This is a genomic window from Candidatus Nomurabacteria bacterium (genome assembly GCA_023898625.1).
Taxonomy (GTDB): Bacteria; Patescibacteriota; Saccharimonadia; order Saccharimonadales; family JAGQNJ01; genus HK-STAS-PATE-36.
In genome coordinates this window covers 251,876-277,336 of record CP060231.1, presented here as the reverse complement: position 1 = coordinate 277,336, position 25,461 = coordinate 251,876, and the positions used below count along the sequence as shown (strand labels likewise).

Genomic DNA, 25,461 nt, shown 5'->3' with positions numbered 1-25,461 from the left:
AGGATCACAATAAAAATGTCAAAAATCAAAATCACAGATAATTCAGGCGCAACACCCTCAGTAATATCTCCGACTCAAAACCAGATGGACGAATGGATTGCTCAGGAATTAGCCGAAGAATCAGACATTCAGATGCTTGGTGACGACGACCCGCATACCTTGTTTGATGAACCACAAAGTGCATCAATGGACTAACAAAATATAACCGACAAGACAAGAGGATTATCAACATGGAAAAAGGACGAAAACCCAATAGTAGCAAAAGAGTAGTCGCGACCTTAATGGCAGGCCTAGTATTTTTTGTGGCAGACGCTACTCACACAACGTTATCATCAGAAGAAGAACAGCCCAAAGACAGACAAATAGCTGAAGCGCAATTGAGTGATAAGATGCAGACAATAGAAGGTGTAATTTTAGGATCAATAGGAGTGGGTAAGGCGGAGGTCGTTAAACATGTCCCTGAAGCCGTAGAATATCATGGCCGAAAATTATCAATGCAACCTACACCGACTATTGATAGTGTAGGAAGTTCCTCTAAGATTATTGAACGCCCAGGAACGGATTTTTTGTTTATACCTGGGGGATTGACATACACTGGAGAGTTTCGTGATTTGGATCAGATTTCAAGTTCAGATGCTCGAGGATTATCTGTCGATATTGATTGGGCTAATGTTGATATTCACCAAAAACAAGACGTACCAGAAGATTTTCCTTCCATCAAACTAGATGGCCTTAAAATCATCAAAGACCAACACGGAAATAGCATAGTTACAGGGGTTAGAGATTGCTCAAATCCAAACGAGGGGCTGGTTGTTTTAGATATGTTATCGGGTATGACGGAAAACGGGGGAGAAATTACAGTAGGCTCAGAGTCAAATGACCCAGCTACAGTCAGAATTAAGGAAGCAAGGGAGGGTTTCAGAGTGAAGACTATGCCCTTTTCTGGAGATAATTGGGAGGTAGATATAAAAGATACTCTTGATAATCTGGGTGATTTGGCAACAGTTTTATATGAAAGAGGAATTCCGATATCTGGAATAATGGATGTGGATAGTGGAGAGCGCAGTACCGCCCCAGATGCAGCAGGACTTCCTGTGGTGGATAGATATTTGGTTATTTCAAATCCAGATAATATCCCTACCAATCAGGCATATCAGCTGTAAGTAGTACACAGTTGCGGTAGGTTTTAGTGATATGGGCTATTCGTTAATACGGGTCCTAAGGTACAAAATTGCTCACCCAAGATTATTCGCTGTTAAAAAAGTAAAAAATACTAGCATGAGTTTTTTGATGAATATTATTGACTCAAGATTAACGGAAGTCTAATAACTAAACCAATTATTGGCGATGAGTAGCGTACAATAGTAGTACGTTATGGATGCTGTTGAGGATATTAAGCAACGTTTAGCTATTGAGGATGTCATTGGTGAATACGTTGAATTAAAACGTGCTGGTAGGAACTTTCGGGGACTCAGCCCTTTTAATTCAGAGAAAACACCTAGTTTTATGGTTAGCCCCGAAAAGCAAATTTGGCATGATTTTTCATCAGGAAAAGGTGGAAACATGTTTAGTTTTGTGATGGAGATGGAGGGGCTTGATTTTAAGGGCGCATTAGAGCTATTAGCGCGCAAGGCTGGTGTTGATTTATCTCAATATCGTAGTGAAAATTATGCCAAAAATTCAAAATTAAAAGAGCGTTTGTATGGTGCGCTTGATCTTGCGTCGAAGTTCTACCAAGTACAACTGAAGAACAATAAAACAGTACTTAATTATGTTATTAATGAGCGCGAACTAACCAAAGAAACAATTATTGAGTTTAAGATAGGTTATGCACCCGCAAGTGGGCAGGCGTTGTGTGATTTTTTGTTAGATAAACAATACACGCCGGATGAAATAAAGAAGGCTGGTTTAGGCAATGTCTATGGTGGACGGTTAAAGGATATGTTTAGGGGGCGGATGATGATAGCATTAATGGACTCACAGGGAAGGGTTATTGGGTTTACGGCACGTCAAATAGAGGATGATAAAAATAGTCCAAAGTATATCAATACGCCACAAACACTTTTATATGATAAAAGTAGGCATGTTTTTGGGCTACACCTCGCTAAAGATTCAATAAGAAAAAATGATTTTGTTGTCGTGGTAGAAGGTAACATGGATGTGATAATGAGCCACCAAGTTAATGTTAAAAATGTTGTAGCAACAGCCGGAACGGCAATGACTCTGCAACATTTAAAGGAGATTTCGCGCTTTTCTCCTGATATTCGACTTAGTTTTGATAAAGATATAGCTGGCCAGAACGCGACAGAACGTACAGTTATTCTGGCAACTGGATCGGATATAAAACTTGGTGTGGTAAGTATACAATCTGGCAAAGATCCAGATGAGCTAATAAAATCTGATGAGCAAGCCTGGAAGGATGTCATTCAGAGATCAACCTATTCGTTGGATTGGTTAATCGAATATTACTCAAAAGATATCGACATGAATTCTGGAGAAGGAAAAAAGACATATACTAAGAAGATTATCCCAATAATTAATAAACTAACTGACTCGGTGGAAAGAGAACACTACCAAAACGTAGTAGCTAATAAACTTGGAGTTAGTGTTACTGCGGTGAAGATGCAACAGGGTTCACCTACACAAAAACGCCCATTAAAACGGGGGCGAGAGGTCGAGCAAGTAGACAAGCGACAAGCCGATATATTAAAAACTGAAAACCAATATATAGGTTTGTTATTAATGCAACCTAGTCTGCGTCATTATATGAATGTAGCTACTTCGCAAATGTTGTTTGGTGATTTACCAAAAGAAATGTTTGAATTTATCTCAAAAAACAAGTCTTTAAAGGCGAAAGAATTGATGGATAAAATAAATGATGTGCAAAAATTGAGTGATTATGGTAAAGTAGTTTCATTATTGTATGAGGAACTCTATGCCAACCTCGAGTTTATTGAGCTTGAATATGAAGCCGCTCGACTGCAGGTGCGTGTAATAGAACATTACGTAAAAGAACAAAAGCGAACCATTATTGCTCAACTCAAAGCTGGTGTTTCATCGGTGAATGAAGCAAAGCTACTTGAAGAAGCAAAACAACTAGATTATTTATTAAAGAACGCGAAGGAGAGTGTGCGTGGGTAATGATAAAGACAAGAAGGCATTAGAAAATTCAAAACTTAAAATACTAGAAAAGGCTAAGAAAGATGGTAAAATCGAACAGCGTGAGATTTTTAAACAGATTCCTGATACTCCAGATAATATTGACTTACTAGATAAACTGCATGCCGAGTTAACAGATGCTGGAGTTGAGATTATTGAAGCCACCGAACCAAATGCAGAAGACTTTTCTGATGAATGGGTTTCAGAAGAAGAGGAGGTTGTGGTTGAAGAACAGATTTATGCAGATGATATTTCTGATGACTCTGTACGTTTATATTTAAGAGAGATTGGTAAGATCCCTCTACTTAAACCAGAGGAAGAGCTAGAATTAGCATACAAAGTAGTAGCTGGAGATAAACGTGCTAAAGATAAAATGGCTGAAGCTAACATGCGTCTAGTGGTGTCTATTGCGAAGCGTTATGTTGGACGAGGCCTTGATTTGCTTGATCTTATTCAAGAAGGAAATACAGGTTTATTGCGAGCGGTTGAAAAGTTTGATCCAGATAAAGGTTTTAAGTTTAGTACATATGCAACCTGGTGGATTCGTCAAGCAATTACGCGAGCAATTGCAGACCAGGCTAGAACAATTCGTATTCCTGTTCACATGGTTGAAACCATAAATAAATTACTCAGGACACAACGTCGATTAACTCAAGACTTAAATCGTGAACCAACAAACGAAGAAATTGCCCAGGCGATGGAAATAGATGTTGATAAGGTTGAACACATCATGAAAATCAAACAAGATATTAGCTCACTTGATGCTAGTGTACGTGACGATGAAGAGGATAGCGTACTAGGTGATTTTATCGAAGACGAAGACACTATTAGTCCTGAGGATTCAGCAACTAATCAATTACTAAAAGAACATGTTAAAGATATGTTGGGTGTTTTGTCGGAACGTGAACAAAAAATCTTAAAACTACGATTTGGCTTAGAAGACGGAAGATCTCATACTCTTGAAGAAGTAGGGCAAGAATTTAATGTGACTCGTGAACGAATTAGGCAAATTGAAGCAAAAGCACTAGCAAAATTACGAAAGCACAAAGACAGTAAGAAAATACATGACTATATAAGCTAATGCAATTTGCGAATTTAATAATCTGGATATTTTTACCAAGCATTATTGCCTGTGCAGTATTATTACCATATATTTACTTCAAAAGGAGAAGGAATAAACAATGAACATTATTGGAATAGCAGGTCTACCTCGTAGTGGTAAGGATTCACTAGCTGAATTATTTATATCGCATGGATATTTTGGGGTGTCTTTAGGTGATATTGTCCGTGATGAATCAAGGAGGCGACATGCTAACGAGAAAGATCCAATATCCGTCAAGAACATGACAGAGACATCAAATTATTTAAGGACAAATTTTGGGGCAGATTTTGCATTAAAGCAGGCTTTATCGCGCTTTGCTAAGGCTGAAGCAAGTCAACAATACAAGGGGCTGGTTATATTCAGTGTACGAGCCCCGATAGAGGTAGATTTTATCAAACAGAACAAAGGTAAGCTGATTTGGGTTGAAGCAAGTAATGAGGTGCGTTTCAGGCGTTCGCAGTCTGCTCGTCGCCAAGGTGAAGCTGAACAGACCTTAAAAGAAATGCTAGATCAAGAAAAGCTACAAGAAACTCCCCAAGATGGCTTGCCGGCTGATGTACAAATGGATACTAGCTATGTAAAGCGTCAGGCAACTGATATATTCGAAAATAATGGTAGTAGCTTTGAAGAGTTTAAAAACTTGGCAATAAAAACTTTTAGACTTTATGATTAGCTCTTGGTAGTTGCTTGTAGTATGGCATAGCCTTAAGGGTATTGTTGAGTAGTTTCCAGATTTGCAAGAAAGCACCAGCAATAATTGGATTGGTAATTGTTATAGCATGAGGTTCGGTGCCAAACAGCACAATTAGCAAGGTTGACCCGCTAACACTCCATTCCACCGGTGCGTTGTAATCCTCGTTTTTAATCCATGTCCGTTCAAGATTACTACGTGTATCTATCTCGGGATTCACTGGGGTAGTCGACATGTCTGGAGTTATGCCGTGTCGTTGAACGTTATGTCGACTCGGCTTGGTGCGGATTTCGTGCATATCATCAAATCCAATTGAGGCAATATCTGACTGCGAACGCAAGAAAAATATTGGTTTGAGTAGGTGAATCTGCGCATGATATGCCTCTACAACTGCATCATGCCCGGTTACCACCGTTATATTAGGCTGCTCGTTATGCTTATGATAAGTTGACAGTAGATCGTTCATGACTCGTTTAACGGCTTCTTCTCGGGCAGTGGCAACATTACGCTGTTCGGCTACAAGGTTTGTTAGCGCTAAGGGATTATCAGGGTAGTAGATGTATTTTTTCAAATTTACCTCTCGGCGTACCAAGCCAAGTTCTGTTAATTGATCTAATACCTTGTATGTATTTGATCGGGTTAGATGTAGTTCTTTGGCAAGTAGTGGCGGGGAGACGGATCCATGCTTAAGCAACAGGGTATAGGTTTCTGCTTGTGTAGTATTTAGCCCGGCCGTGATTAAATCGTTTATGACCATAGTTTTATTCTAACACAATAAATATAAGTTGTGAAACACGTATTCACAAAAGAAAATTAACAGATATAATAATGCTGTATTGTGTGAAAAAGAGTTGACAAAAATTAAAAAACCAGTAAAATATCAAATATCCTAATGAGGTAGAGAATTATGACCATAGTAGATATAAAACCAGAATGTGCTGAATGTCCAAGAATGGCACTTCCAAAAAAAGCCTTATTAAAGGCAGATGAATTGTCTGAGTATGTTGAGGTTTTAAGAGAACAGGCTTTGGAAGCGGATAATACGATTGAATACCATACGCCTGATGACAGATTTGTTACAGCATATCAATTGTTGAACGAACAGGCCGACACTATTAGTTCGGGCGCAGACTCGTTAAGGTTGATGGCTAGAAGTGCAATTGCCGAATGTCAAGATGGTTGTGGCGGTTTTGTAGCCGACAGGTTTGTTTGTCAGGGCAACAATAGCGAATGGCTTCAGGCGCTTGAAATTGACTATGGCGAAGGCGGTTTAGAGTAAATAAGGAAAGGATTATTATGGTAGATAAGGATAGAAATTTAAAAGAGCCACAACTTTCAGCGAAAGAGATAGAAGAGCGGTTAAAGGAAGGTTTGGCTCGTGCTGTCGAATCAATTACGGGTGATGCGACACAGAACCCTATCGAAGTTTTTCCAAATCCGGCTGACAAGGAACGTCGACAGGATATTGAATTTGGCGTCGAGCTAAGTGAAGATCAAGAGGTTGCGTTTCGTGATGCAATGTCAGAAATTGGTATTGGTCGTGAAACAAACCGCGATGCCGCAACGGTTGGTCTGGAGGAGGGGTACTTGGCGCTTCTTGAAGGAGGTCAAAGCCATAAGATGCTAGCCGAGCTAAATATAACTTCTGAGTCAGTTGTAAAGCCAGGTGTAATTATTATGTCTGGTGACTCTGAGCGAGCTATATCTGACAAAGAGCAGACATTAACAGCTAAGGTACTTGGATTATCCGTAGAAGATGTTGGCACAACAGAGTATGAAGTTGCTGAACAGGTATTTAGGGCTCACCATGATTTTGTTGCACAAGAAGAAGTTGTTTTACCTTATGGTTATACAATTGACGGTAAGCTAACGCATGAATCAACTGGCCAATTTCGTCAAATCGGAATGGTTGGTGATGTGCCGGCAGTTGTAATGCGAATTGATCGTGAATGGCATGAAGATGAGGCAGGCAACCGTAGTTTTAAACGTCCAGATAACTTTGCAAAAATGTGTATTATTTCGGAAGTTGATGGAGTAGATTCGATTGGATTCGTAACTAGCTCAACGTATCAGCCGTCAAATGAGATAGACGCCATACGTGCAAGCAAAGCTACAGATGTAGTGATAAAAGTTCCGACTTATGGTACGGCAGAGCTTGCAATTGTTAAGCAAGAGTCTATGCCTGAGCCACCTGCACTGAACCAGCTTGCAGGTGAAGCTTATAAAGCTAGTCAACAACTTTCTAGGTTAGAAGCTTAATTTGCTCCTCGCCTCAATACTTTGGCGGTATTGATTGCTGAGACATGTCTAGGCTATTTATTCTACGTATAAGTTCATAATTACACAGATAAGTGTATACTTGAATAAATGAACCAGAAGGTTGAAATACAATTGTTTGCAAAAAAATTAGCAAAGTACAAGAAGCTTATTGATGCGGATATTGAGTTGTATTCAAAAAATATTCAAAGAAGTACACTATCAAATTACGGAGCCTATTCTAGGGTTGCAACAGATGCATTCATTGATATCTTAAAGAGAGGTGGAAAACGAATTAGGGGCTCGCTAGTTATTACCGGCTATGAAATGATGGGTGGAGAAAATCGTAAAATGATAGTCCAGGCTAGTCGTGCCATAGAGATGATTCACGCATACATCTTAATAATGGATGATATTCAGGATAACAGCTTAGTGCGTAGGGGTGGTCCAACAGCACATGTTGCTTTGGCAGACTATCATCGTAAACACTACTTATCTGGTGATTCAGAACATTTTGGCATTTCACAAGCCTTAAATGCTATGGGCATAGGCAATCATGCTTCACAAGTTATTGTACTAAATCTTGATGTGGACGAAGAGCTTAGAATAAAGGCTTCAAGTATATTGAACCAGTCTATGGTTACTACGGCGCACGGTCAAACCAATGACATCATGAATGAAGTTAATTCTGATGTTCAGATGAAGGATATCGATAATGTCTTAGAGTGGAAAACTGCTTACTACACGTTTCTGAACCCCTTAACTTTCGGGATGGTGTTGGCTGGTGCAGATTGCCGTGCGACAGATGCAGTACGAGATTATTGCCTGAGCGCAGGCAGAGCTTTTCAAATTACAGATGATATATTGGGTATATTTGGGAGCGAGTTTGAGAGTGGCAAAAGTCCTATGGATGACATTAAAGAGGGAAAAAAGACATTGTTATCTTTATATGCGCTTCAGAATACAGATAAAGCAGATAAGAACTTTTTAATCCAGATGCTAGGCAATAAAGATTTAACGATGTCTGAATTCGAACGATGTAGGGATATTATCGTTGACTCTGGATCGTTAGAGTATGCTAAAAAAGAAGCAACACGGTGTATCGAATATGCCAAAAAATCTATTCGTAAACAAACTATAGATTGGAATAGAGAAGGGGTTGATTTCTTAGAGGGTCTAGCAGATACACTCGTTGATCGTAGAGCTTAGGTTATGTAATAGTGGTATAATGTTGACAATGGAAGAAGTCTCTAGTATTACCAAAAATATCGATAAAACTTTCTACATTACTAGTAAGTTTTTCCCTAAAAAGGTTAGGGAGGATGTAGCTAGGTTGTATGGTTTTGTTGGGACGGTCAAAATGTATGCAGACACCAAGGATAACCATAAGAAAGTACTAGCATTAGAAAAATCTTATGAGAGCGCTATTTCGAATAATAGTTTTGATGCGATTGCGCACCAATGGGATGATACTGACACTAGAATAATAAAACATATTGTTCGTTTACAGCACAAGTATAAGTTTGATACTGCCTGGGTGGCGAGTTTCTTTAAATCTATGAAGATGGATATTGATTCAAAGAAGTATTCTTCAATAGATGAATTATTAACGTATATTTATGGTTCTTCTGAGACTGTTGGATTGATGCTAGCAAAGATTTTGAATTTACCTGAAGAGTCTAATCCTGCAGTGCAATTACAGGCTAGAGCCATAAAATGGGCAGATCTACTTAGGAGTATAGGTGATGACGCAAGTAATAGCAGGCAATACTTTCCTGCTAGTGAACTAAAAAAATATGGATTAAAAAACTTAGCCGAGGAAGAAGCTAAGGCTAATCATAAGGAATATGAAAAGTTCATATTTTCACAAATTAAACAGTTTCGTAAATGGCAGAATGATGCAGATAAGGGGATTACTTATGTTCCGGAGCGTTATCAGGTGCCAATTCGGACAACTATTAGTATCTATTCTTGGATAATTGACGAAATTGAAGCAGACCCATTAATGGTTTTTGATAAAAAGCTTGTTCCTCGCAAGAGACAGATTATTCGAAAGATCATACAAAACTCTGCTAAAGGTACTGCTCGAGTTACAGTACGAACAACAAAACAGGTCAAAGCTGGTGTTAAAAAGGTAAAGCCAGCTACAAAAGCAACGATACCGAAGATTAAGCAAGCTCCAAGTGTTGCTAAAGAGAAGGCTAAAGAATTAAAAGATAAATATATAGAAATCGAAGAATAGCACTAGATTTTAGTAACTTCTGGTTTTGATTGTCTCATAGCATGAATTCTTTCAAATTCTCTGATTCCTAAAAATATTACTAAGGCGCCAACGGCGAAACACCAGTCTGATAATGATAGCGATGCGGAACCAAAATATGATGAAATCCAGGGGTTGTATATAACGTTCAAAACGCAGAATATTGAAATGAATATTGCTACCCAGAATTGTTTGTTATGGAGTTGGTACCTCGTAAAAATTCCTAAATGACTACGACGTTGAATAATATTGCCCAGCTGACAGAGTACGATAGTCAGATAGGTTAAGGCAGTTGCTTGCATATGGATTGTGCTTCCTGATTGAACCGAGCTAGCATCGTATCCATGCCTACCAAAGAACCACAGGTAGTTCATGAATGCTAAGCCACCAATTAAAAGACCACACATCATTAAGTCAGAGAAGCTACTACGATTAATAATGTGAGATTTAGGATTCCTGGGTTGATTAGACATCAAATCAGTATCAGCTTTATCCCAACCAAGTGCCGCGATAGGGAACAATTCCGCAATAAGGTCAATTGCTAATATCTGCATGACTGTTAATGCTAAGGGTATTCCCAGGAGGCTGGCTGCGGTCAAACTTGTAAGGTTAACAACTAACTCAGCAAAGTTTGAAGTAAAACAGCTCAGGGTACCTTTTTTAATATTTTGAAAAACAATACGACCTTGTTGAACTGCACTAACTAAGGTATGAAAACTGTCGTCAAGTAGTACGATGTCGGCAGACTGTTTAGCAACATCAGTTCCTGTTTTGCCCATAGCTACACCAATATCAGCGCGTTTTAACGCGGGCGCGTCGTTAATTCCATCGCCAGTAACGGCTACAATTCTTCCGCTATCCTTAATCAATCCAACAATACGAAGTTTATCTTCTGGACTAACTCGAGAGAATATTACACTTCCTTTAGCTGTCATTTCGATGACTGCTTGATCTGAAAGTGAGTTAACTTCTTCGCCTCGAACTAACTTAATATCATCTCGACTTTTTGCTAGACCCGCTTTTAGAGCAATGGCTTGGGCTGTGATTGCATTATCGCCAGTAATTATTGACACAGCAATGTTTGCTTGATGTGCGCTTTGCATGGCATCTGGAACTTCATCACGTAAAGGATCGATCATTGACGCTAACCCTAGATAGGTTAAGTTACTCTCAACTTGATCCATAGTTAGATTATCTATTTTGGAATTATTCGGCAAAACTTTAAATGCAATGGATAGGTTTCGCATAGCTGACTCAGCTAGATTTTCTGCTGTTGCTAGAATGTTTTGTTTTTCTTTTGCAGAAAGTTTGACTTGCTTTCCATTAATCAGGATAAAACTACACTTTTCTATAACGCTTTCGGGTGCACCCTTTACAAATACGTATGGCTTGTTGTCTTCTCCCCAGTTACGTATTGAGGACATGCGCTTTCTTCCTGAATCAAAAGAGAATTCTTTAAGTTCGGGTGAGTTTTTTTGTAGCTCGTCCGTGTCGATTTTAGCTTTACGGGCTAGTGTAACCAAGGATGCTTCTGTTGGGTCACCGATTGCATACCAAATTGGGTGTTGGTCGTCGGGTGCTTCAACTTGAGCGTTGCTAGCCGATACTCCTGCTACAAAGAATAACTGCAATGCTTCAAGTTGTTTGTCGGTCAGATTAACTCCAGATTGTTGAATTACTCCATTGGCTTCGTAGCCAGATCCAGTTACTTGATATGTATCGCGCCCTACGATTATTTGCTCAACGGTCATCTGATTCTTAGTTAGAGTTCCTGTTTTGTCGGTGCAAATAATACTAGTAGCTCCCAGTGTCTCAACTGCAGATAGTTTTTTCACTAAAGCACGGGCTTTTGCAAGTTTATTAGCGGCCTGTGCAAGTGAGGTGTTTATCTCAGCCGGTAGTCCTTGTGGAATAATCGAACTAGCAATTCCGATAGCAAAAAGAAAAGCATCTTTCACTGAAAGGCTAGCATGAATTGCAATAGGAAGCAGTACAGCACACAATATTACCGTGCCAACAGTAACATACTTCGCAATGTTATTTATCTCCTTTTGTAGTGGGCTAATATCTGATGTAGTATCTTGACTAAGGTTTGCAATACGACCCAATTCAGTATTCATGCCAGTGCCAATAACAACACCGTAGCCATGTCCGGTAGCAACGGTAGTTCCTAAAAAGCAGAGATTATTGCGACGCCCTAGGGTTGTGATGACCGAAATGGCGTGAATAAACTTGCGTGAAGGATTTGATTCGCCGGTTAGCGCAAAATCATTAGTCGATAATTCTGATTCTTCAAACAAACGAATATCTGCCGGAACAGAATCACCTTCTTCAATGTAAACAATATCTCCCGGAACAATCTCACTCGATGGGATTAGTTCTAACTTACTATCACGGCGAACTTTTGCTTCCGGGACAATAAGTTTTACTAACGACTCCATAACCTTTTCAGCCTTAAATTCTTGAGTAAAACCGATAACTGTATTGAAAGCTATTAGGGCTAGCAGAACAAAAGCCGTGCGCTTATCTCCTAAAAAGTATGAAATAACACTACTAACTAATAGTAGTAAGATCATAAAATCTAGGAATTGTTTTAGATATCGAACAATCCAGGGTGTTTTGTGTGATTCGGCTAAGGTATTAGAGCCAAAACGGCCAAGCCTTTCTTCGGCAACTACTTTAGCAAGTCCATCTTTTGAAGATTGAAGTTTTTTTAAAACCTGAGTTGCATCAATTTGGTATTCTGGGGTATGTTTGCTGTCGTTCATAATACTAAAGCTAAGTATAAAGTAAAATTGGCGTATACTGTAGTTATGAAGGAGCAAAATGCTAGAAAAAAACTAGCTATAATCGATGGAAAAAGTGTTTTTTATCGAGGCTATTTTGCAATGCCGAATTTGAGCACCAAAGATGGCACACCAACTGGAGGTGTCTTTGGTTTCGCATCGATGGCGCTTGAGGTTATTCGTAAACTACAGCCAGATTATGTATGCGTGGCGTGGGATAAACCAAAAACTAATATCCGGAAGAGGCTTGAAATGTATCCAGAATATAAAGCTGGTCGCAAACCACCACCTCCCGACTTCTATGAGCAAATTCCAATACTCCATGACCTACTGAAGGCATTTGGCTGGCCTCTCTACGAACTAGATGATTTTGAAGCAGATGACATAATGGGTACTTTAGCTGTTCAGGCGACAAAAAAAGATATTGATACCATGTTGATAACAAGCGACCTGGATATGCTCCAGCTAATAAACCCTAATGTAAGCGTATACGCACTGAAAAAGGGATTAAGCAATATTGAGTTGTATCACCCAGGAAGCTTTTATGAAAAATATGGTTTGCTACCAGAACAATTTCTTGACCTAAAAGCTTTAAAGGGCGATAGTTCTGACAATATTCCGGGGGTGCCAGGAATCGGTGAGAAGGGAGCAATTGATCTACTCAAGCAATACAAAACGCTAGATGGAATTTATGACAATATTGAGCTAATACGTGAGAGTACGAAAAAAAAGTTGGTGGCTGGCAAAGACTTAGCATACTTGAGTAAGAAGTTAGCTTCGATTTGGCTAGATGCCCCGATAGAGTTAAATATTAGTGAAGTTGATGGTAGTAAATGCAATCCAGAAGAAGTTAGAAAGGTGTTGCAAAAATTAGAATTCAAGTCACTACTTCGTGTGAGTGCCGAGATATGGAATCAAGACATTGCCCCACCAGAAACACATTCAGTTTCTGGGTCAAAAAATATAGTTATCTCTAGTGATCGAGCTTTAGATGATATTAACTTTGATAAAGTTAAAGAAGTCGTCGTACATTCTCGGTGTCTAGGTAAGCACGGTAAAGACCCTATAGTATTTATAGTTAGTCCATCAAAGTCTCTAACCTATACACTTGAACTAAACAAACTATCTTCAAAAAAAATAGTACAGTTTATAAGCAAGCTACCTGCACTGATAGGGTATGATTTAAAATCCACCCTTCAGGCTTGTATGTCGATTGGCGTTAGACTTTCTGATATTAATCACGACGTAATGGTTGGAGCCTTTTTGATAAATAGCCTGAGACGTGAGCAATCATTAAGTGAACTAATTGAAGCGGATTTACATTATGGTGCGCAACTCGATATCCTTAGTAACGAAGAGCTAGTGGAACGGGCAGGCGAGGTTACTAAGAGTATATGGTTGCTATATGAAATGCAACAGAATCAATTAAAGTCTATGCCAAAGGTTGCAGAATTGGCAAAAAATATTGAGTGGCCAGTCATTCCAGTTCTATCAAGTATGGAGTTTGAAGGAATAGAGCTAGATACTAAATATCTTGAAACTTTTGCTATAGAAATTGAAGATCAAATTTCTGACATTGAACAAACAGTTTATGGGCTTGCCGACAAAGAGTTTAATATTGGCAGTCCGTCTCAGCTGGCTGAGGTTTTATTTGTTGACTTGAAGTTGCCGACACAAGGAATAAAAAAGGGTAAAACAGGGTATTCTACTGCGGTAAGAGAGCTGGATAAATTGCGCGGAAAACATGAGATCATAGATTTAATATCAAGCTACCGAGAGGTTACAAAGCTGAAGAATACTTACATTGACACCTTACCTACCATGGTGGATGAACGTAATCGATTACACACAACTTTCGCATTAACCGTAGCACAAACGGGAAGATTAAGCTCTAATGATCCTAATTTGCAAAACATTCCTGTAAGAACAGAGCTTGGTAATCGTATTCGAGAAGCGTTTGTTGCCGGTGAAGGTAAGGTATTGGTCAGTGCCGACTATTCGCAATTCGAACTTCGATTAGTATCGGTTTTAGCCAAAGACGAAGAGCTCATCGATATGTTCAATCAAGGTGTTGATATACATACAGCTACAGCTTCACAGATATATGGGCGTAATCCAGAAGATGTTACCAAAAATATGCGACGCGATGCTAAGGTGGTTAATTTTGGTATTCTATACGGAATGAGTCCACATGGGTTGAGTGTTGCAACCGGCATGACATTTGAGCAAGCAAATCATTTTATTGAAAGATATTTTGAGCTCAGGAAGCCATTGCTTAAGTATATGGACGATGTTAAGGTCAAAGCGAAAGAGCTAGGATATGTAGAGACAATGTTTGGTCGCAGACGTCCGGTTCCAGATATACATTCAAGTAATTTTATGGTTAGAGCCTCTGCCGAGAGGGCTGCAATCAATATGCCTATTCAAGGGACAGAAGCGGATTTAATGAAGATGGCAATGGTTGAGGTGGATAAGATCCTAGACGAAGATTGCAAACAATTACTTCAAATTCATGATTCAATACTAGTTGAATGTCCAACCAAAAAATCAAAAAAAGTCGAGAGTATACTCAAGACAACAATGGAAAACGTCTATAAGTTACCAGTAAAACTAACAGTCGATGTTTCTGTGGGAAACACTTGGGGCGAGCTTTAACATAGCTAACGTAATATTTTGCACTAGTGTATTAAAAGTGGTATAATATCTAATCATGAGACAATTTATTGTTGCTGGAGCTGTAGTTTTATTGATCTTTATTTCTGTTATTTGGTTTTTTGCTCGTAGTGGAGATAAACCCAAACAGCAAGTAGGAGTTAATAGAGAAACAAACATCACGAACTATGCAGACACTAACACTGTTGTTCGGTTTACGCAAGAAGGAAAGATAAACGCCAGAGAAGAGCACAGAGTTTTGCAGATTACCATAGGTCAAACCGAAAGAACAGCAGTTATTTATGATGGATATCAAGGTAATGTACTAAAAAGTCAAACTTTATTAAACGATAGAGATGCATACAAAGCATTTTTAGCAGGATTACAGAATAGTGGATTTACCAAGCCTAAGGTAGCTACACGGAATGTGGTGCCACTTGGAGCTTGCCCAAACGGAAAGAGATACCATTACGATATAATTAACGGCTCAGATACAAAACAATCTTTGTGGTCTACCTCGTGTAATTCGGCACGTGGAACTTTCGGCGGAAACGTAAGTAATGTTCAGACACTTTTCCAGAATCAAATTCCCGACTATAGCACCTTTATACAAGGGGTTAGTTTTTAAATATAAGTAACATTTTAAATGATTAAAGTTATAGTCTTTGATTATTATGGTGTGTTGTATAGACCTAAAACCCAGGACTTGGACGAGAAGGTATTATCCCTGGCTAAACGGTTATCTAGCAAATATCACTGCGTAATTCTTTCAAATATTCCTAGTATAGGTGACAAAATATCTCAATATTCAGATGTTGGAGACAGGGGTATTTTTAAGAATATATTTACTAGTGGCGATATTGGGTTTACAAAACCTGACCCAAGATCATTTTTGTACGTATGCGATCAATTAAGCGTTAGTCCTGAGGAATGTCTACTTATAGATGATTCAGAAATGAATTGCTCTATAGCAAGCAACCTTGGTTTTTATATCGTACATTACACACGCTTTTCGAATTTAAAAATTACAATAAACTCAATATTGAATAATAAAGCTTGAGTGATAGTATATAATTCTGTGCCTGAAAAATATGACAAAGAACCAAATGATAAAACAGAAGTCAATTTTGTAAATATTGGCCAAACCCACAAGCCAGTAGTAGATTTTGCTGGCATGCTCGTGATTGGCGCTGATGTTGAAGAATTTCCTGAACTTAGTGAATTACCTGAGGATTCTGATAAATAATCTTTTCTTTGATTTTAGTTTTTGGCCAAGCTCAAAAAGCTCAAAACGTAAGTTGCTTGCAATTGCTGAATTAGGCACACCAATAGATATACCACTTTTCGTGATACTTAATTTGGGTGTAACTTCGAATCTGTCTTGAACATATTTGCGAATAATTGAGAACTCATCAGGTTCATTTTGCGCGTCTCTTCGCTGTAGCAAGTCACCTAGCTTATCTGCCATTTGCTAATTATACATTGTAGTAATATTTAAAATCTAATAATACGACGTGTGAATCACTGGTACAATTAATTTATGCCAGAGTTACCAGAGGTAGAAACTGTTAAAAGAGGACTCCAACGATTATTACCAAAGCACTGCATTAAACAAGTTGACATCAGTTGGAATAAAAGCTTTTTAGTTAATAACAAAGATTTAAAGAATTATGTATTAGGATCTAAAGTTACTAAAGTTACGCGTCGCGGCAAATTACTAATAATCGAGCTAGATTCAAAGCATAGTTTGCTTATTCACTTAAAAATGACTGGACAGTTGGTGTTTCGTGGCGAAGATAATTTCGGGGCAGGACACCCTACAGACAGTTTGGTGGGAGAATTACCAGATAAATCTACTAGAGTAGTATTTGTTTTTGATGATGGATCTCGGTTGTTTTTCAATGACCAGAGAAAGTTTGGTTGGATAAAATTATTACTCACTGCCAATGTGAATAGTTTTGATTTTATTAAAAGGCTTGGACCCGAACCATTAGGGAATAAAATAACTTCTAGTTTATTTATTGAACAATTAAATAAACGCCAAAACTCTGGCGTAAAATCGGTATTACTAGATCAGTCAATAGTTGCTGGAATTGGCAATATTTATGCGGATGAAGCTCTATTTTTATCAGGTATTCATCCTAGTTTACGAATCAGAGATATTGCTACATCGAAGAAAATAGAATTATTTAATGCAATCCAAGAAGTGTTGCAATTGAGTATTGATAATGGTGGGTCGAGCGACAGGAATTATGTTGATGCACACGGCAATAAAGGTAGCTATCTAGGTTTTGCAAAGGTTTTTAGACGAGAAGGGTTGCCGTGCCCAAAATGTGGTACTACAATCATTAAATTACGTGTAGCTGGACGTGGCACGCATATTTGCCCACACGAACAGAAGCTTCCGAAAGGATACAAATGATACATTATTTGTCTGGCGATAATGCCTTTGAATTGCAACAAAAGCTCAATGAGATAACAAACACCTTTGTAAGCAAATATGGCAATTTAGCAGTCGAAAGGGTTGATGTGGATGGTGTATCTGTCGCGAGTGTTATCGATGCTGTTGGTAATTTGAGCTTTTTAAGCCCTTCAAAATTAGTAATACTAAAAGGCGTAGCAGATAAGGAACTTATAGAAAGGCTATTAGAAGTCGATGTACCAGAACAGAATACCGTGGTTGTTCTATTATCAAAGATTGATAAGCGTGCAAGTTACTACAAGAAACTAAAATCAAAGCCTAATTTCGAATCTTTTGAAAATTTGCCCACTTACAATTTACCAAAATGGATACAAAACTATGCCAAAGCGAGTAGGGGAACGATTTCATCAACTGATGCACGCCTGCTGATTGATAAAGTTGGCGAGAACCAGATGCTACTGAAAAGTGAAATTGACAAGCTGATCATTTACGACTCAAAAATTTCACAACAAACCATTGAGATGTTGGTAGAATCTAGACCACAAAGCTCCACCTTTGATTTGTTAGAGTCTGCATTTTTAGGATATAGAGAAAAAACCGAACGACTATATAAAGAGCAAAGACTTCAAAAAGTTGAACCACAGGTAATTATTGGATTGATTGGCTGGCAATTGCATTTACTGGCAATGGTTAAGTTGGCAAGAGGCAAAACATCTCAAGAAATTGCTTCGCAATCAAAGATAAAAGCCTATAGTATTCAAAAATCTATGACGTTAGCCCAAAAACTTTCGATGCATCAAATCAAAAAGTTAGTTAAAGTCGCTCATGAACTTGATCTTTCTATAAAAAATAGCAAAGTTGATGCCGATCAAGCAATACTACTATTCATGAATCGTATTAGCTTTTTGGGGTAGCTTTTTTGGCTGGTTTTTTGGCTGGTTTCTTGGCGGTTGATTTAGTTGTAGTAGCTTTTTTTGTTGCTGGTTTCTTGGCAGTTTTCTCTTTAGAGGAGGATGGATTTATCCCTGCTTCTTTTGATAATTTTGCTAATTGGGATTTTTTTCTAGCGCCTTTGTTTTTGTGTAGTACGCCTTTTTTTACGGCAACGTCAATTTCTCTTTGAGCTTTTGATAGTAGTTCGGAAGCTTGCTTTTTATCACCTGAAATACTAGACATCAGAGCCTTGATAGAGCTCTTTACGTTACGCTTGGTTTTGCGATTTCGAGCAGTTGCTTTATCAGCAATTCTTACTCTTTTCTTTGCAGACTTAATGATTGGCATTAGTAAAATTAATCCTTGTTTAATTATTATATAACTTGATTTGTGTAACTATAGCGCATAACCTCTGTTTTGTAAATAGTAAGATGGTTTATTTATTGTTGATATGTATAGACAATACAAAATGGTTATGGTACTCTGACAATAGTTAGTAACGAAAAGTAAAAATATGGATCCAAATATAAAGCAAAGTATAGTTGATAGGCTAAAGCAGACTAATAATGTTCTGGTTACTGTTAAGAAGGATCCAAATGTAGATCAGCTATCTGCCTGCATTGGGCTAACATTGTTTTTGAACAAGCTAGGAAAGCATGCAACTGCTGTGTTTAGTGGTGAGGTTCCTTCTACAATAGAGTTTCTTAAGCCTGACAAGACTCTAGAGAAGGATACTAATTCATTGCGTGATTTTATTATTTCACTAGATAAAAGTAAGGCAGATAAGTTGCGTTATAAGGTTGAAGATCAAGTAGTGAGAATCTTCATCACTCCTTATAGGACGAGTTTAAGTGAAGCTGACCTAGATTTTAGCCAAGGAGATTTCAATGTTGATGTTGTTATGGCAATTGGGGTACATGTTCGAGAAGAACTTGACCAAGCAATTATGGCTCACGGACGTATTCTGCACGATGCAACGGTAATATCTATCAATAACACTAAACCTGCAGATTTAGGGGCGTTAAATTGGAACGATCCTAAAGCCAGTAGTTTATCAGAAATGATTGCGAGTTTGGCAGACTTACTTCAACCGAACCAACTGGATTCACAAATGGCAACTGCATTTTTGACGGGTATCGTAGCTGAAACCCAACGATTTAGTAATACAAAGACCACGCCTGCTACTATGAGTATTAGCTCAAAATTAATGACAGCTGGGGCAAACCAACAGCTAGTAGCTACAAAACTTGAAGAGCCCGTGAAGGTTGAGCAACCAAAAGAAGATGACAAAAAAGAAAAGAAAAAAGATGATGGAGCTCTAGAGATTGATCACCCCAAAGCTGAACAAAAAGAAGAATCAACATCTACTGAATTACCATTACCTGCTGATGATGGAGCAGTTGGTAAAGAGGGTGAAATTCATATAGATGAGCAGGGTAATTTTAAGACAGGGTTACAAGATCAACCAAAAGAAGATGACAAAAAAGAAAAGTCTGGTCGTTTAGCGTTAGAGCCACCAACTCTAGGTAGTGCGCTTACTGCCAACACTGAAGCCAATCATCTTGATCCTAGTGTTGACCCACTAAGCGGAAGGTCGCCCAACGATGCTATTATTACGCGCGATAAACCCGCGGTGATGCCATCATCAGACACGGTTTCCTCTAAGGGTGTCGACATTAAGCCAACTACATCACAGACATTGAGTTCAATAGAAGAACAAGTTGGTAGTCCTCACGCAACATTATCAAATTTAAGCAGTAATCCTAGCATAGATCAATCTAGCATTCCTAACCCCAGTGAAACTACTCTAAGTAACGAAGAGCTGAAGCCTCAAAATATGGCTGACTCTAGTGTGCAGGGTAATGTAAGTGAGGTTGAACCCCCTAAAATACAAAGCTTAAATGAGCAGCCAGTAGATGATATCAACCCAATCGATAACTTAGAAACAGCACGATTAGCAGTAGAGGAGGCGTCTTCGTCGTCGGAGCTAAAACCTAATCCTCTCCAGAGTGTAGGCGCTCAGTTTTTAGATGATAATATTCATTCCTCAGAATCAAATATAACTCAGACAACTACCGATCCTGCTCAAATCCAAAATAATTATCCTGGATTTGTACCTCAAAGTAATGATTTACTACCAGAACAATCAGGAACCGACCAGCCACCGACTCCACCACCTCCGGTTCCGCCACCAATGATGCCTCCGATGAGCTAATAGGTATGCACTAACTTATATTGTACAATCCTAACAATGGATGGAATTTTATTAATAGACAAACCAAAGGATTGGACAAGTTTTGATGTTGTAGCCAAGGTTAGGGGCTTGATTCGTCAATCAACAGGCCAGAAGAAGCCAAAAGTTGGGCACTGTGGCACGTTAGACCCGCTAGCTACCGGTCTATTAATAATTGTCATTGGCAGTTACACAAAAAAAGCATCTGAACTATCAAAGAAGGATAAAACGTATCAAGTTTCTATGAAGTTAGGGGAAACAAGTTCAACCGGAGATGAAGAGGGAGAAAAAGAGTATATATCTGACAATCAACCCACCAAACAAGAGGTTGAAGAAGTAATAAGAGGTTTTATTGGTGACATAGACCAAATCCCGCCTGCTTATTCGGCGGTTAAGGTGAACGGCCAGAGGGCATATAAATTAGCTAGGGCAGGTAAGGATTTTAAATTAGAGTCACGAAGAGTAACAATATACGAAATAAACGATATCGACTATCACTATCCAATTGTTAAATTTGGTACAACTGTTAGTAGTGGTACATATATCCGGTCATTAGTAGAAGATATTGGTGGTCAACTAGGAACTGGTGCATATATGACCGAACTACAACGAACGCACGTAGGTAAATACTACCTAAAAGATGCTAGATCTATAACTGACGATAACCTACTGAATTACTTAATGTTTACTTGATTTGGATGATCGCTTGCGAACTCTCATGAGTATGGCGGTTATTATTAGAACTGCACCAACTATAAGGGTTAATGAAACTACGGTTCCAGAGTTCACTAATTGATTAATGCCAGCTTTTTGATAATCTTCACCGTTGTACAGGGTGCTGTTGTAGGCATCATCACCGTAATTTCTGGTACTAGATTCGGCAAAGTAACTAAAGGACACTACGTTGTTGAAGTGACTTACTGTAGTAATTGTGTTTATAGAAGGCATCATTATTTACAAATTCTATTAACTAGTATACAGTCTATTGTAGCATAAGCATAAGGATAGTATATGAAAATAAACGTAGAAGATATTTTACAAAAAGAAATGACCAGAACTGAGTTTTTGGGATTGGTTGGTGCTGGAATACTTTCTGTTGTTGGAGTAACGTCATTATTAAAAAATCTTAGTGATATTTTTAGCAAATCAAGCTCTAAGGTGAGCACATTAGGGTATGGTGGTGATGCTTATGGCGGAACCAGTGATAAATCAAATATGGGGTTGTGGAAGTAGAACATGAATAGCAGAGTGCAAATACCTAATTTTGTAAACGTAAACTAATGCCAAGATTACCAATACCAGGCCAAGATCGTGGTAAATGGGGTGATATCCTCAACGAGTATTTAGCGGTATCACACGATTCTGATGGAAGCATAAAACCGGGGGCGATTTCCCCTATGTTAGTCACAGGAGCTACAGGTCCTGTGGGAGCAACTGGACCACAGGGTATTGCAGGAGATACTGGGGCAACCGGACCGGCTGGACCACAAGGCGCTACTGGAGCTGGCGCTACTGGAGCTACAGGCGCAACCGGAGACAGCGGAACTTCGCGTGTATGGTTTTACGAAGGTGGGGATTATGTCGAGAAACCAAATGCACGAATTTTTGTAGGATCAGTAGACCCAGTAACCGAAGGCTTTACCCTAGTTGACGGTGATATCTGGGAAGATACAAGTCCATGAGCACCCGCAAGATTTGGAATGGCACACAATGGGTGCAAATCGGGGCATCTATTAATGACATCGAGATTGTGACTAGTTCTGCTGGTGCAGTTGACCCCAGTAAGCTCTATTTTGTAGCAAATGACGCAACTCCTGGCGATTTAGTGACCTTTCGGGTCAATGGCAAGCTTGGTTCTGGTGTATGGTTTGGTGGAAATGAATTATGGACACCTACCCAGCAAGCAACTGGCGGTACAGAGACCATCATAGACGTAGCTGGTACACCATATAGAGTCCATACCTTTACTACATCTGGAGATTTCGAAGTTCTCATACCAAGCCTTAACGTGGAATATCTTTGTGTAGGTGGAGGAGGTAATGGTGGAGGTTCTTCTGCTGGCCGTGGCGCTGGTGGAGGTTCTGGTGGCGATGTGTACTCTTCAACTACAATATTAAATGTTGGAATATATAATTGTTCCGTTGCAGTGGCTTCAAATACAGTATTCGATACAATTCATACGTCATTGAAAGGTGGTGATGGAGCTGTTTCTGGGACTGATAACGGTGGTGGTGGCGGATCCAACTCAACGGCTTCTGGTGGCGCACCATCGGGTGGGGGTGGAGGAGGTGCTGGAGCGACCGCAGGCTCACCGGCATCTGGAGGCACGGGAGGAAATGGCGCAGCTGGGACCTCTTCTAGTATATCAGGGGCAACTGTGGTCTATGGCTCTGGTGGAGGTGGCGGAACCTGGAGTGGATCGGGTGCTGGGGGCAGTGGTGGTTCTGGTGCTGGAAATGGCGGTCATTCTTGGACACCCGCAATTGCCAATCGCGGTGGGGGTGGAGGAGGACGTGGTGGATGGGAAGGCGGCTCGCCTGGCCCAGGAGCAGCGGGAGTGATTATTATAAGATACCCTCTAGCATAATATTTCAAATGAGTACTTGAAAAATATGGAACGGAACACAATGGGTGGATATTGGCTCTCCTGACCCCGCTACCATGTATATGATTATCGACAACACAGGCGGTAATAATGACGCACAATCTTTTCGTATAAATCAAAGACTGGTACAAAAAATCATGGTTGGTGGCAATCAGCTCTGGCAACCAGTAGTTTGGGCAACAGGTGGAACGATCACGGATATAGATGTCAGTGGCGTAATGTGGCGCGTACATACTTTTACATCTTCAGGGTCGTTCGAAGTCCTGCAGAATAATCTTACCGTAGAATATCTAATTGTTGGTGGAGGTGGGGGTAGAGGCGGTGCATCAAATGCCGGCTCAGGCAATAATGGGGCATCCGGCGGTGGTGGAGCTGGTTCTGTAGGTGGCAATGCAACAAATGGGTCGGGCGGAATTGGTGGTTCAGGATTGACGATTTTGATTAACGGAAATAATGTAACCTACGCCGTAGGAGGAAATGGTGGTCGTGCCGGTGGTTCCGGTTCTTCTGGTATCGATGGAGCTACTCCAGGATCAGGTGGGTCGGGCGGAGGACTTAATCTATCTGGTGGTGCCGGGGCTTCAGGGATTGTTATCATCCGATATCAAATTGGCTGACATTATTTCATTTACAAGCTTGTATTGCCGGGCATCATAAACTTAAACAAGTATTAGTCTTGGAGCGTCGAATACTAATAATTATCTGCATAAGTTCAGAAACATATTGGACTCCTGAAGGCTAGCGATAGCTAGCTGGGAAGGAGTCTTTTTATGCAACAGATATATACTGAATCATTCTTGAGGGGTTATGCTCGTAAGACTATGAGATCTATACAAGACATAACCCAACACCCATATAAACATGTAATTGAGCAAAGACTCAAGATAATTCAGTTCTATGATGATTTCGGGGAACAAGCCACCAGACAAGCTTTTAGCGTAAGTAGGAGCACTGTGTTCAGCTGGAAGAGGCGTCTAAAGGATAACAATGGCTCACTCAGATGTTTAGCTCCAAAGAGCACTGCACCAAAACACAAACGCAAGCGAATGGTAGATATGCGTATTACTAACTTTATTCTAGAACAAAGAAGCTTACACCCTAAGCTAAGTAAAGATAAGCTAGCCGTATTACTCAAAGATGAGTGTACAGCTTGGAATCTAAAACCACCTTCGGCATCTACCGTAGGTAGAATCCTCAAAGACCTTAAGTTTCAAGGCCTATTACCAAAATATACCAGGTTAACCGTTTCAGGTGCTACCGGCAAACTACTTGAGAAACAAAGTCGTAAGCCAAGACTCAATAAACAACGCAGGAATGGTTATCAGCCTGAGCAACCAGGAGATATGCTACAGATAGACACTATTGTTAAGTTTATAAACGGTATACGCCGTTATGTACTTACAGCAGTAGATTACAAAGGTAGATTCGGCTTTGCCTATGGCTATACTAGCCCCAGTAGTACCAACGCAGCAGACTTCCTGAACAAACTGCAAGCTGTTACCCCATTTGAGATCAGACGAGTGCATCATGACAATGGTAGTGAGTTCTACAAACACTTCATAAGAGCCTGTGATGAACGAAACATTGAACAGCTCTGGAACTATCCCAAAAGACCTAAGAATAACGGAATGGTTGAAAGATTTAACCGTAGCATCCAAGAAGAGTTTATAGACTGGAACCTAGATAATCTAGCCTATGACCTTGAGGATTTCAATAATTCATTGATGGACTGGTGTATATGGTATAACACAAAAAGACCACATTATGGACTTGGTTTAAAAAGTCCAATGCAGTACTTACTAGAAGTGTTACAATTAAGCCAACAGGAGTCCAGAATGTTATGGACGGATACATTATCTTGCTTTACAGATGAGAGTATGGTATTATCTTAGGTAACGCCATCGTTCTAATAAGTTAAATAAGGAATTTATGATTACATCAGATAATAAGCAAAAGATTATTAAGGATTTGCAAAAAAGTAAAAGTGACGTTGGTAGTTCAGCTGTGCAGGTTGGAATACTTACTAAACGAATAGAAGAAATTACTGAGCACCTAAAAACTAATAAAAAAGATCATATGGCACGTCGTGGACTACTGCAGATGGTAGGTAAGCGCAAGCGTCATTTGGCTTATATTGCTAAAAAGGATAGCGCTGAGTATCTTGCTTTGATTAAAAAATTAGGATTAAGACGCTAATTTGCATAGACTTTGCTTCGCTATAACTGAGCGAAGGAGCTTGTGCACATTAATATCAAAATAAATTCAATAATCTAAATACAGTTTGATGTGTTGCATCAGATATATGCAGTATTCAGTTGCACAAGAGCGCGTATATTTGCACAATGCATCAAACAGGGTGATT

Annotated in this window: 27 protein-coding genes and 1 pseudogene; 23 read left to right on the top strand and 5 right to left on the bottom strand. The window is 39.4% G+C overall.

Annotated elements, in window-relative coordinates; translation table 11 throughout:
- Positions 1–15 precede the first annotated feature (15 nt).
- The 5 genes from H6793_01425 (at position 16) to H6793_01405 (ending at position 4,934) form a co-directional block, all read left to right on the top strand.
- Positions 16–195, top strand: coding sequence for a hypothetical protein (locus H6793_01425; protein USN95805.1), 180 nt, complete (start codon positions 16–18; stop codon positions 193–195).
- Between the two features lie 86 nt (positions 196–281).
- Positions 282–1,163, top strand: coding sequence for a hypothetical protein (locus H6793_01420; protein ID USN95804.1), 882 nt, complete (start codon positions 282–284; stop codon positions 1,161–1,163).
- Between the two features lie 211 nt (positions 1,164–1,374).
- On the top strand, positions 1,375–3,141 hold the full coding sequence (locus H6793_01415; protein USN95803.1) for a DNA primase: 1,767 nt from the start codon (positions 1,375–1,377) through the stop codon (positions 3,139–3,141).
- Positions 3,134–4,240 (top strand): RNA polymerase sigma factor RpoD, encoded by a 1,107-nt coding sequence (rpoD, locus tag H6793_01410; protein USN95802.1) that lies wholly within the window; start codon positions 3,134–3,136, stop codon positions 4,238–4,240. The genes H6793_01415 and rpoD overlap by 8 nt, the downstream gene beginning before the upstream one ends.
- A gap of 100 nt (positions 4,241–4,340) precedes the next feature.
- Positions 4,341–4,934: an AAA family ATPase gene (locus H6793_01405; GenBank protein ID USN95801.1), complete on the top strand. Its 594-nt coding sequence runs from the start codon at positions 4,341–4,343 to the stop codon at positions 4,932–4,934.
- Here H6793_01405 and H6793_01400 read toward each other — a convergent pair.
- Positions 4,918–5,709 carry a hypothetical protein gene (locus H6793_01400; protein USN95800.1) on the bottom strand — a complete coding sequence of 264 codons (792 nt, stop codon included), beginning with the start codon at positions 5,707–5,709 and terminating at the stop codon, positions 4,918–4,920. The two genes, H6793_01405 and H6793_01400, sit on opposite strands and share 17 nt — an antisense overlap.
- Before the next feature lie 150 nt (positions 5,710–5,859).
- Here H6793_01400 and H6793_01395 point away from each other — a divergent pair, with 150 nt between their 5' ends.
- The 4 genes from H6793_01395 (at position 5,860) to H6793_01380 (ending at position 9,450) form a co-directional block, all read left to right on the top strand.
- Complete coding sequence (locus tag H6793_01395) at positions 5,860–6,231, top strand: hypothetical protein (GenBank protein ID USN95799.1); 372 nt, start codon at positions 5,860–5,862, stop codon at positions 6,229–6,231.
- 17 nt (positions 6,232–6,248) lie between these two features.
- A complete protein-coding gene (locus H6793_01390) occupies positions 6,249–7,211 on the top strand; it encodes a hypothetical protein (protein USN95798.1) in 963 nt (320 codons plus the stop codon).
- 108 nt (positions 7,212–7,319) lie between these two features.
- Positions 7,320–8,417, top strand: a complete 1,098-nt coding sequence (locus H6793_01385) for a polyprenyl synthetase family protein (GenBank protein USN95797.1) — start codon at positions 7,320–7,322, stop codon at positions 8,415–8,417.
- A gap of 28 nt (positions 8,418–8,445) precedes the next feature.
- Complete coding sequence (locus tag H6793_01380) at positions 8,446–9,450, top strand: squalene/phytoene synthase family protein (protein ID USN95796.1); 1,005 nt, start codon at positions 8,446–8,448, stop codon at positions 9,448–9,450.
- A 2-nt stretch (positions 9,451–9,452) separates the two neighbouring features.
- Here the strand turns inward: H6793_01380 and H6793_01375 are convergent, their stop codons facing one another.
- Positions 9,453–12,236 (bottom strand): cation-transporting P-type ATPase, encoded by a 2,784-nt coding sequence (locus tag H6793_01375; GenBank protein ID USN95795.1) that lies wholly within the window; start codon positions 12,234–12,236, stop codon positions 9,453–9,455.
- A gap of 45 nt (positions 12,237–12,281) precedes the next feature.
- Between H6793_01375 and polA the strand changes: the two genes are divergently transcribed.
- The 4 genes from polA to H6793_01355 are packed head-to-tail and all read left to right on the top strand — an operon-like array spanning position 12,282 to position 16,152.
- Positions 12,282–14,909 (top strand): DNA polymerase I, encoded by a 2,628-nt coding sequence (polA, locus tag H6793_01370; protein ID USN95794.1) that lies wholly within the window; start codon positions 12,282–12,284, stop codon positions 14,907–14,909.
- A gap of 55 nt (positions 14,910–14,964) precedes the next feature.
- Positions 14,965–15,534 (top strand): hypothetical protein, encoded by a 570-nt coding sequence (locus tag H6793_01365; protein USN95793.1) that lies wholly within the window; start codon positions 14,965–14,967, stop codon positions 15,532–15,534.
- Between the two features lie 18 nt (positions 15,535–15,552).
- Positions 15,553–15,966 (top strand): HAD-IA family hydrolase, encoded by a 414-nt coding sequence (locus H6793_01360; protein ID USN95792.1) that lies wholly within the window; start codon positions 15,553–15,555, stop codon positions 15,964–15,966.
- Positions 15,967–15,984: 18 nt separating this feature from the next.
- Entirely contained in the window at positions 15,985–16,152 is a 168-nt protein-coding gene (locus H6793_01355; protein USN95791.1) for a hypothetical protein, read from the top strand.
- On the opposite strand, the gene H6793_01350 is transcribed toward H6793_01355, so the two are convergent.
- Positions 16,129–16,374, bottom strand: a complete 246-nt coding sequence (locus tag H6793_01350) for a hypothetical protein (protein USN95790.1) — start codon at positions 16,372–16,374, stop codon at positions 16,129–16,131. The two genes, H6793_01355 and H6793_01350, sit on opposite strands and share 24 nt — an antisense overlap.
- A 72-nt stretch (positions 16,375–16,446) precedes the next feature.
- Here H6793_01350 and mutM point away from each other — a divergent pair, with 72 nt between their 5' ends.
- Complete coding sequence (gene mutM, locus H6793_01345) at positions 16,447–17,328, top strand: bifunctional DNA-formamidopyrimidine glycosylase/DNA-(apurinic or apyrimidinic site) lyase (GenBank protein ID USN95789.1); 882 nt, start codon at positions 16,447–16,449, stop codon at positions 17,326–17,328.
- Positions 17,325–18,242: a DNA polymerase III subunit delta gene (holA, locus tag H6793_01340; GenBank protein USN95788.1), complete on the top strand. Its 918-nt coding sequence runs from the start codon at positions 17,325–17,327 to the stop codon at positions 18,240–18,242. Before mutM ends, holA begins: the two co-directional genes overlap by 4 nt.
- On the opposite strand, the gene rpsT is transcribed toward holA, so the two are convergent.
- Positions 18,226–18,609, bottom strand: a complete 384-nt coding sequence (rpsT, locus tag H6793_01335; GenBank protein ID USN95787.1) for a 30S ribosomal protein S20 — start codon at positions 18,607–18,609, stop codon at positions 18,226–18,228. The genes holA and rpsT overlap by 17 nt on opposite strands.
- A gap of 166 nt (positions 18,610–18,775) precedes the next feature.
- Here rpsT and H6793_01330 point away from each other — a divergent pair, with 166 nt between their 5' ends.
- Both H6793_01330 and truB read left to right on the top strand, forming a co-directional pair.
- A complete protein-coding gene (locus tag H6793_01330; GenBank protein USN95786.1) occupies positions 18,776–20,476 on the top strand; it encodes a hypothetical protein in 1,701 nt (566 codons plus the stop codon).
- 36 nt (positions 20,477–20,512) lie between these two features.
- The gene (gene truB, locus H6793_01325; protein USN95785.1) at positions 20,513–21,187 is read left to right on the top strand and encodes a tRNA pseudouridine(55) synthase TruB; all 675 of its coding nucleotides are present in this window, start codon (positions 20,513–20,515) and stop codon (positions 21,185–21,187) included.
- Here the strand turns inward: truB and H6793_01320 are convergent.
- The gene (locus H6793_01320; protein USN95784.1) at positions 21,173–21,445 is read right to left on the bottom strand and encodes a hypothetical protein; all 273 of its coding nucleotides are present in this window, start codon (positions 21,443–21,445) and stop codon (positions 21,173–21,175) included. The two genes, truB and H6793_01320, sit on opposite strands and share 15 nt — an antisense overlap.
- A 60-nt stretch (positions 21,446–21,505) precedes the next feature.
- On the opposite strand from H6793_01320, the gene H6793_01315 reads away from it, so the two are divergent.
- The 6 genes and pseudogenes from H6793_01315 (at position 21,506) to rpsO (ending at position 25,295) form a co-directional block, all read left to right on the top strand.
- Positions 21,506–21,727: a hypothetical protein gene (locus H6793_01315; protein USN95783.1), complete on the top strand. Its 222-nt coding sequence runs from the start codon at positions 21,506–21,508 to the stop codon at positions 21,725–21,727.
- A 173-nt stretch (positions 21,728–21,900) separates the two neighbouring features.
- Positions 21,901–22,038, top strand: a pseudogene (locus tag H6793_01310) (collagen-like protein).
- Positions 22,039–22,172: 134 nt separating this feature from the next.
- Positions 22,173–23,081, top strand: coding sequence for a hypothetical protein (locus tag H6793_01305; protein ID USN95782.1), 909 nt, complete (start codon positions 22,173–22,175; stop codon positions 23,079–23,081).
- 44 nt (positions 23,082–23,125) lie between these two features.
- Positions 23,126–23,716, top strand: coding sequence for a hypothetical protein (locus tag H6793_01300; GenBank protein USN95781.1), 591 nt, complete (start codon positions 23,126–23,128; stop codon positions 23,714–23,716).
- A 153-nt stretch (positions 23,717–23,869) separates the two neighbouring features.
- Positions 23,870–24,991: a DDE-type integrase/transposase/recombinase gene (locus tag H6793_01295; GenBank protein USN95780.1), complete on the top strand. Its 1,122-nt coding sequence runs from the start codon at positions 23,870–23,872 to the stop codon at positions 24,989–24,991.
- A gap of 37 nt (positions 24,992–25,028) precedes the next feature.
- Positions 25,029–25,295, top strand: a complete 267-nt coding sequence (rpsO, locus tag H6793_01290) for a 30S ribosomal protein S15 (protein USN95779.1) — start codon at positions 25,029–25,031, stop codon at positions 25,293–25,295.
- Positions 25,296–25,461 lie beyond the last annotated feature (166 nt).

Excerpts from the sequence above, each read along its gene's own strand:
- H6793_01425 (USN95805.1), top strand. The coding sequence starts at position 16 with ATGTCAAAAATCAAAATCACAGATAATTCAGGCGCAACACCCTCAGTA.
- H6793_01420 (USN95804.1), top strand. The coding sequence starts at position 282 with ATGGCAGGCCTAGTATTTTTTGTGGCAGACGCTACTCACACAACGTTA.
- H6793_01415 (USN95803.1), top strand. The coding sequence starts at position 1,375 with ATGGATGCTGTTGAGGATATTAAGCAACGTTTAGCTATTGAGGATGTC.
- H6793_01405 (USN95801.1), top strand. The coding sequence starts at position 4,341 with ATGAACATTATTGGAATAGCAGGTCTACCTCGTAGTGGTAAGGATTCA.
- H6793_01400 (USN95800.1), bottom strand. The coding sequence starts at position 5,709 with ATGGTCATAAACGATTTAATCACGGCCGGGCTAAATACTACACAAGCA.
- H6793_01395 (USN95799.1), top strand. The coding sequence starts at position 5,860 with ATGACCATAGTAGATATAAAACCAGAATGTGCTGAATGTCCAAGAATG.
- H6793_01390 (USN95798.1), top strand. The coding sequence starts at position 6,249 with ATGGTAGATAAGGATAGAAATTTAAAAGAGCCACAACTTTCAGCGAAA.
- H6793_01385 (USN95797.1), top strand. The coding sequence starts at position 7,320 with ATGAACCAGAAGGTTGAAATACAATTGTTTGCAAAAAAATTAGCAAAG.
- H6793_01380 (USN95796.1), top strand. The coding sequence starts at position 8,446 with ATGGAAGAAGTCTCTAGTATTACCAAAAATATCGATAAAACTTTCTAC.
- H6793_01375 (USN95795.1), bottom strand. The coding sequence starts at position 12,236 with ATGAACGACAGCAAACATACCCCAGAATACCAAATTGATGCAACTCAG.
- polA (USN95794.1), top strand. The coding sequence starts at position 12,282 with ATGAAGGAGCAAAATGCTAGAAAAAAACTAGCTATAATCGATGGAAAA.
- H6793_01365 (USN95793.1), top strand. The coding sequence starts at position 14,965 with ATGAGACAATTTATTGTTGCTGGAGCTGTAGTTTTATTGATCTTTATT.
- H6793_01360 (USN95792.1), top strand. The coding sequence starts at position 15,553 with ATGATTAAAGTTATAGTCTTTGATTATTATGGTGTGTTGTATAGACCT.
- H6793_01350 (USN95790.1), bottom strand. The coding sequence starts at position 16,374 with ATGGCAGATAAGCTAGGTGACTTGCTACAGCGAAGAGACGCGCAAAAT.
- mutM (USN95789.1), top strand. The coding sequence starts at position 16,447 with ATGCCAGAGTTACCAGAGGTAGAAACTGTTAAAAGAGGACTCCAACGA.
- holA (USN95788.1), top strand. The coding sequence starts at position 17,325 with ATGATACATTATTTGTCTGGCGATAATGCCTTTGAATTGCAACAAAAG.
- rpsT (USN95787.1), bottom strand. The coding sequence starts at position 18,609 with ATGCCAATCATTAAGTCTGCAAAGAAAAGAGTAAGAATTGCTGATAAA.
- H6793_01330 (USN95786.1), top strand. The coding sequence starts at position 18,776 with ATGGATCCAAATATAAAGCAAAGTATAGTTGATAGGCTAAAGCAGACT.
- truB (USN95785.1), top strand. The coding sequence starts at position 20,513 with ATGGATGGAATTTTATTAATAGACAAACCAAAGGATTGGACAAGTTTT.
- H6793_01320 (USN95784.1), bottom strand. The coding sequence starts at position 21,445 with ATGATGCCTTCTATAAACACAATTACTACAGTAAGTCACTTCAACAAC.
- H6793_01315 (USN95783.1), top strand. The coding sequence starts at position 21,506 with ATGAAAATAAACGTAGAAGATATTTTACAAAAAGAAATGACCAGAACT.
- H6793_01305 (USN95782.1), top strand. The coding sequence starts at position 22,173 with ATGAGCACCCGCAAGATTTGGAATGGCACACAATGGGTGCAAATCGGG.
- H6793_01295 (USN95780.1), top strand. The coding sequence starts at position 23,870 with ATGCAACAGATATATACTGAATCATTCTTGAGGGGTTATGCTCGTAAG.
- rpsO (USN95779.1), top strand. The coding sequence starts at position 25,029 with ATGATTACATCAGATAATAAGCAAAAGATTATTAAGGATTTGCAAAAA.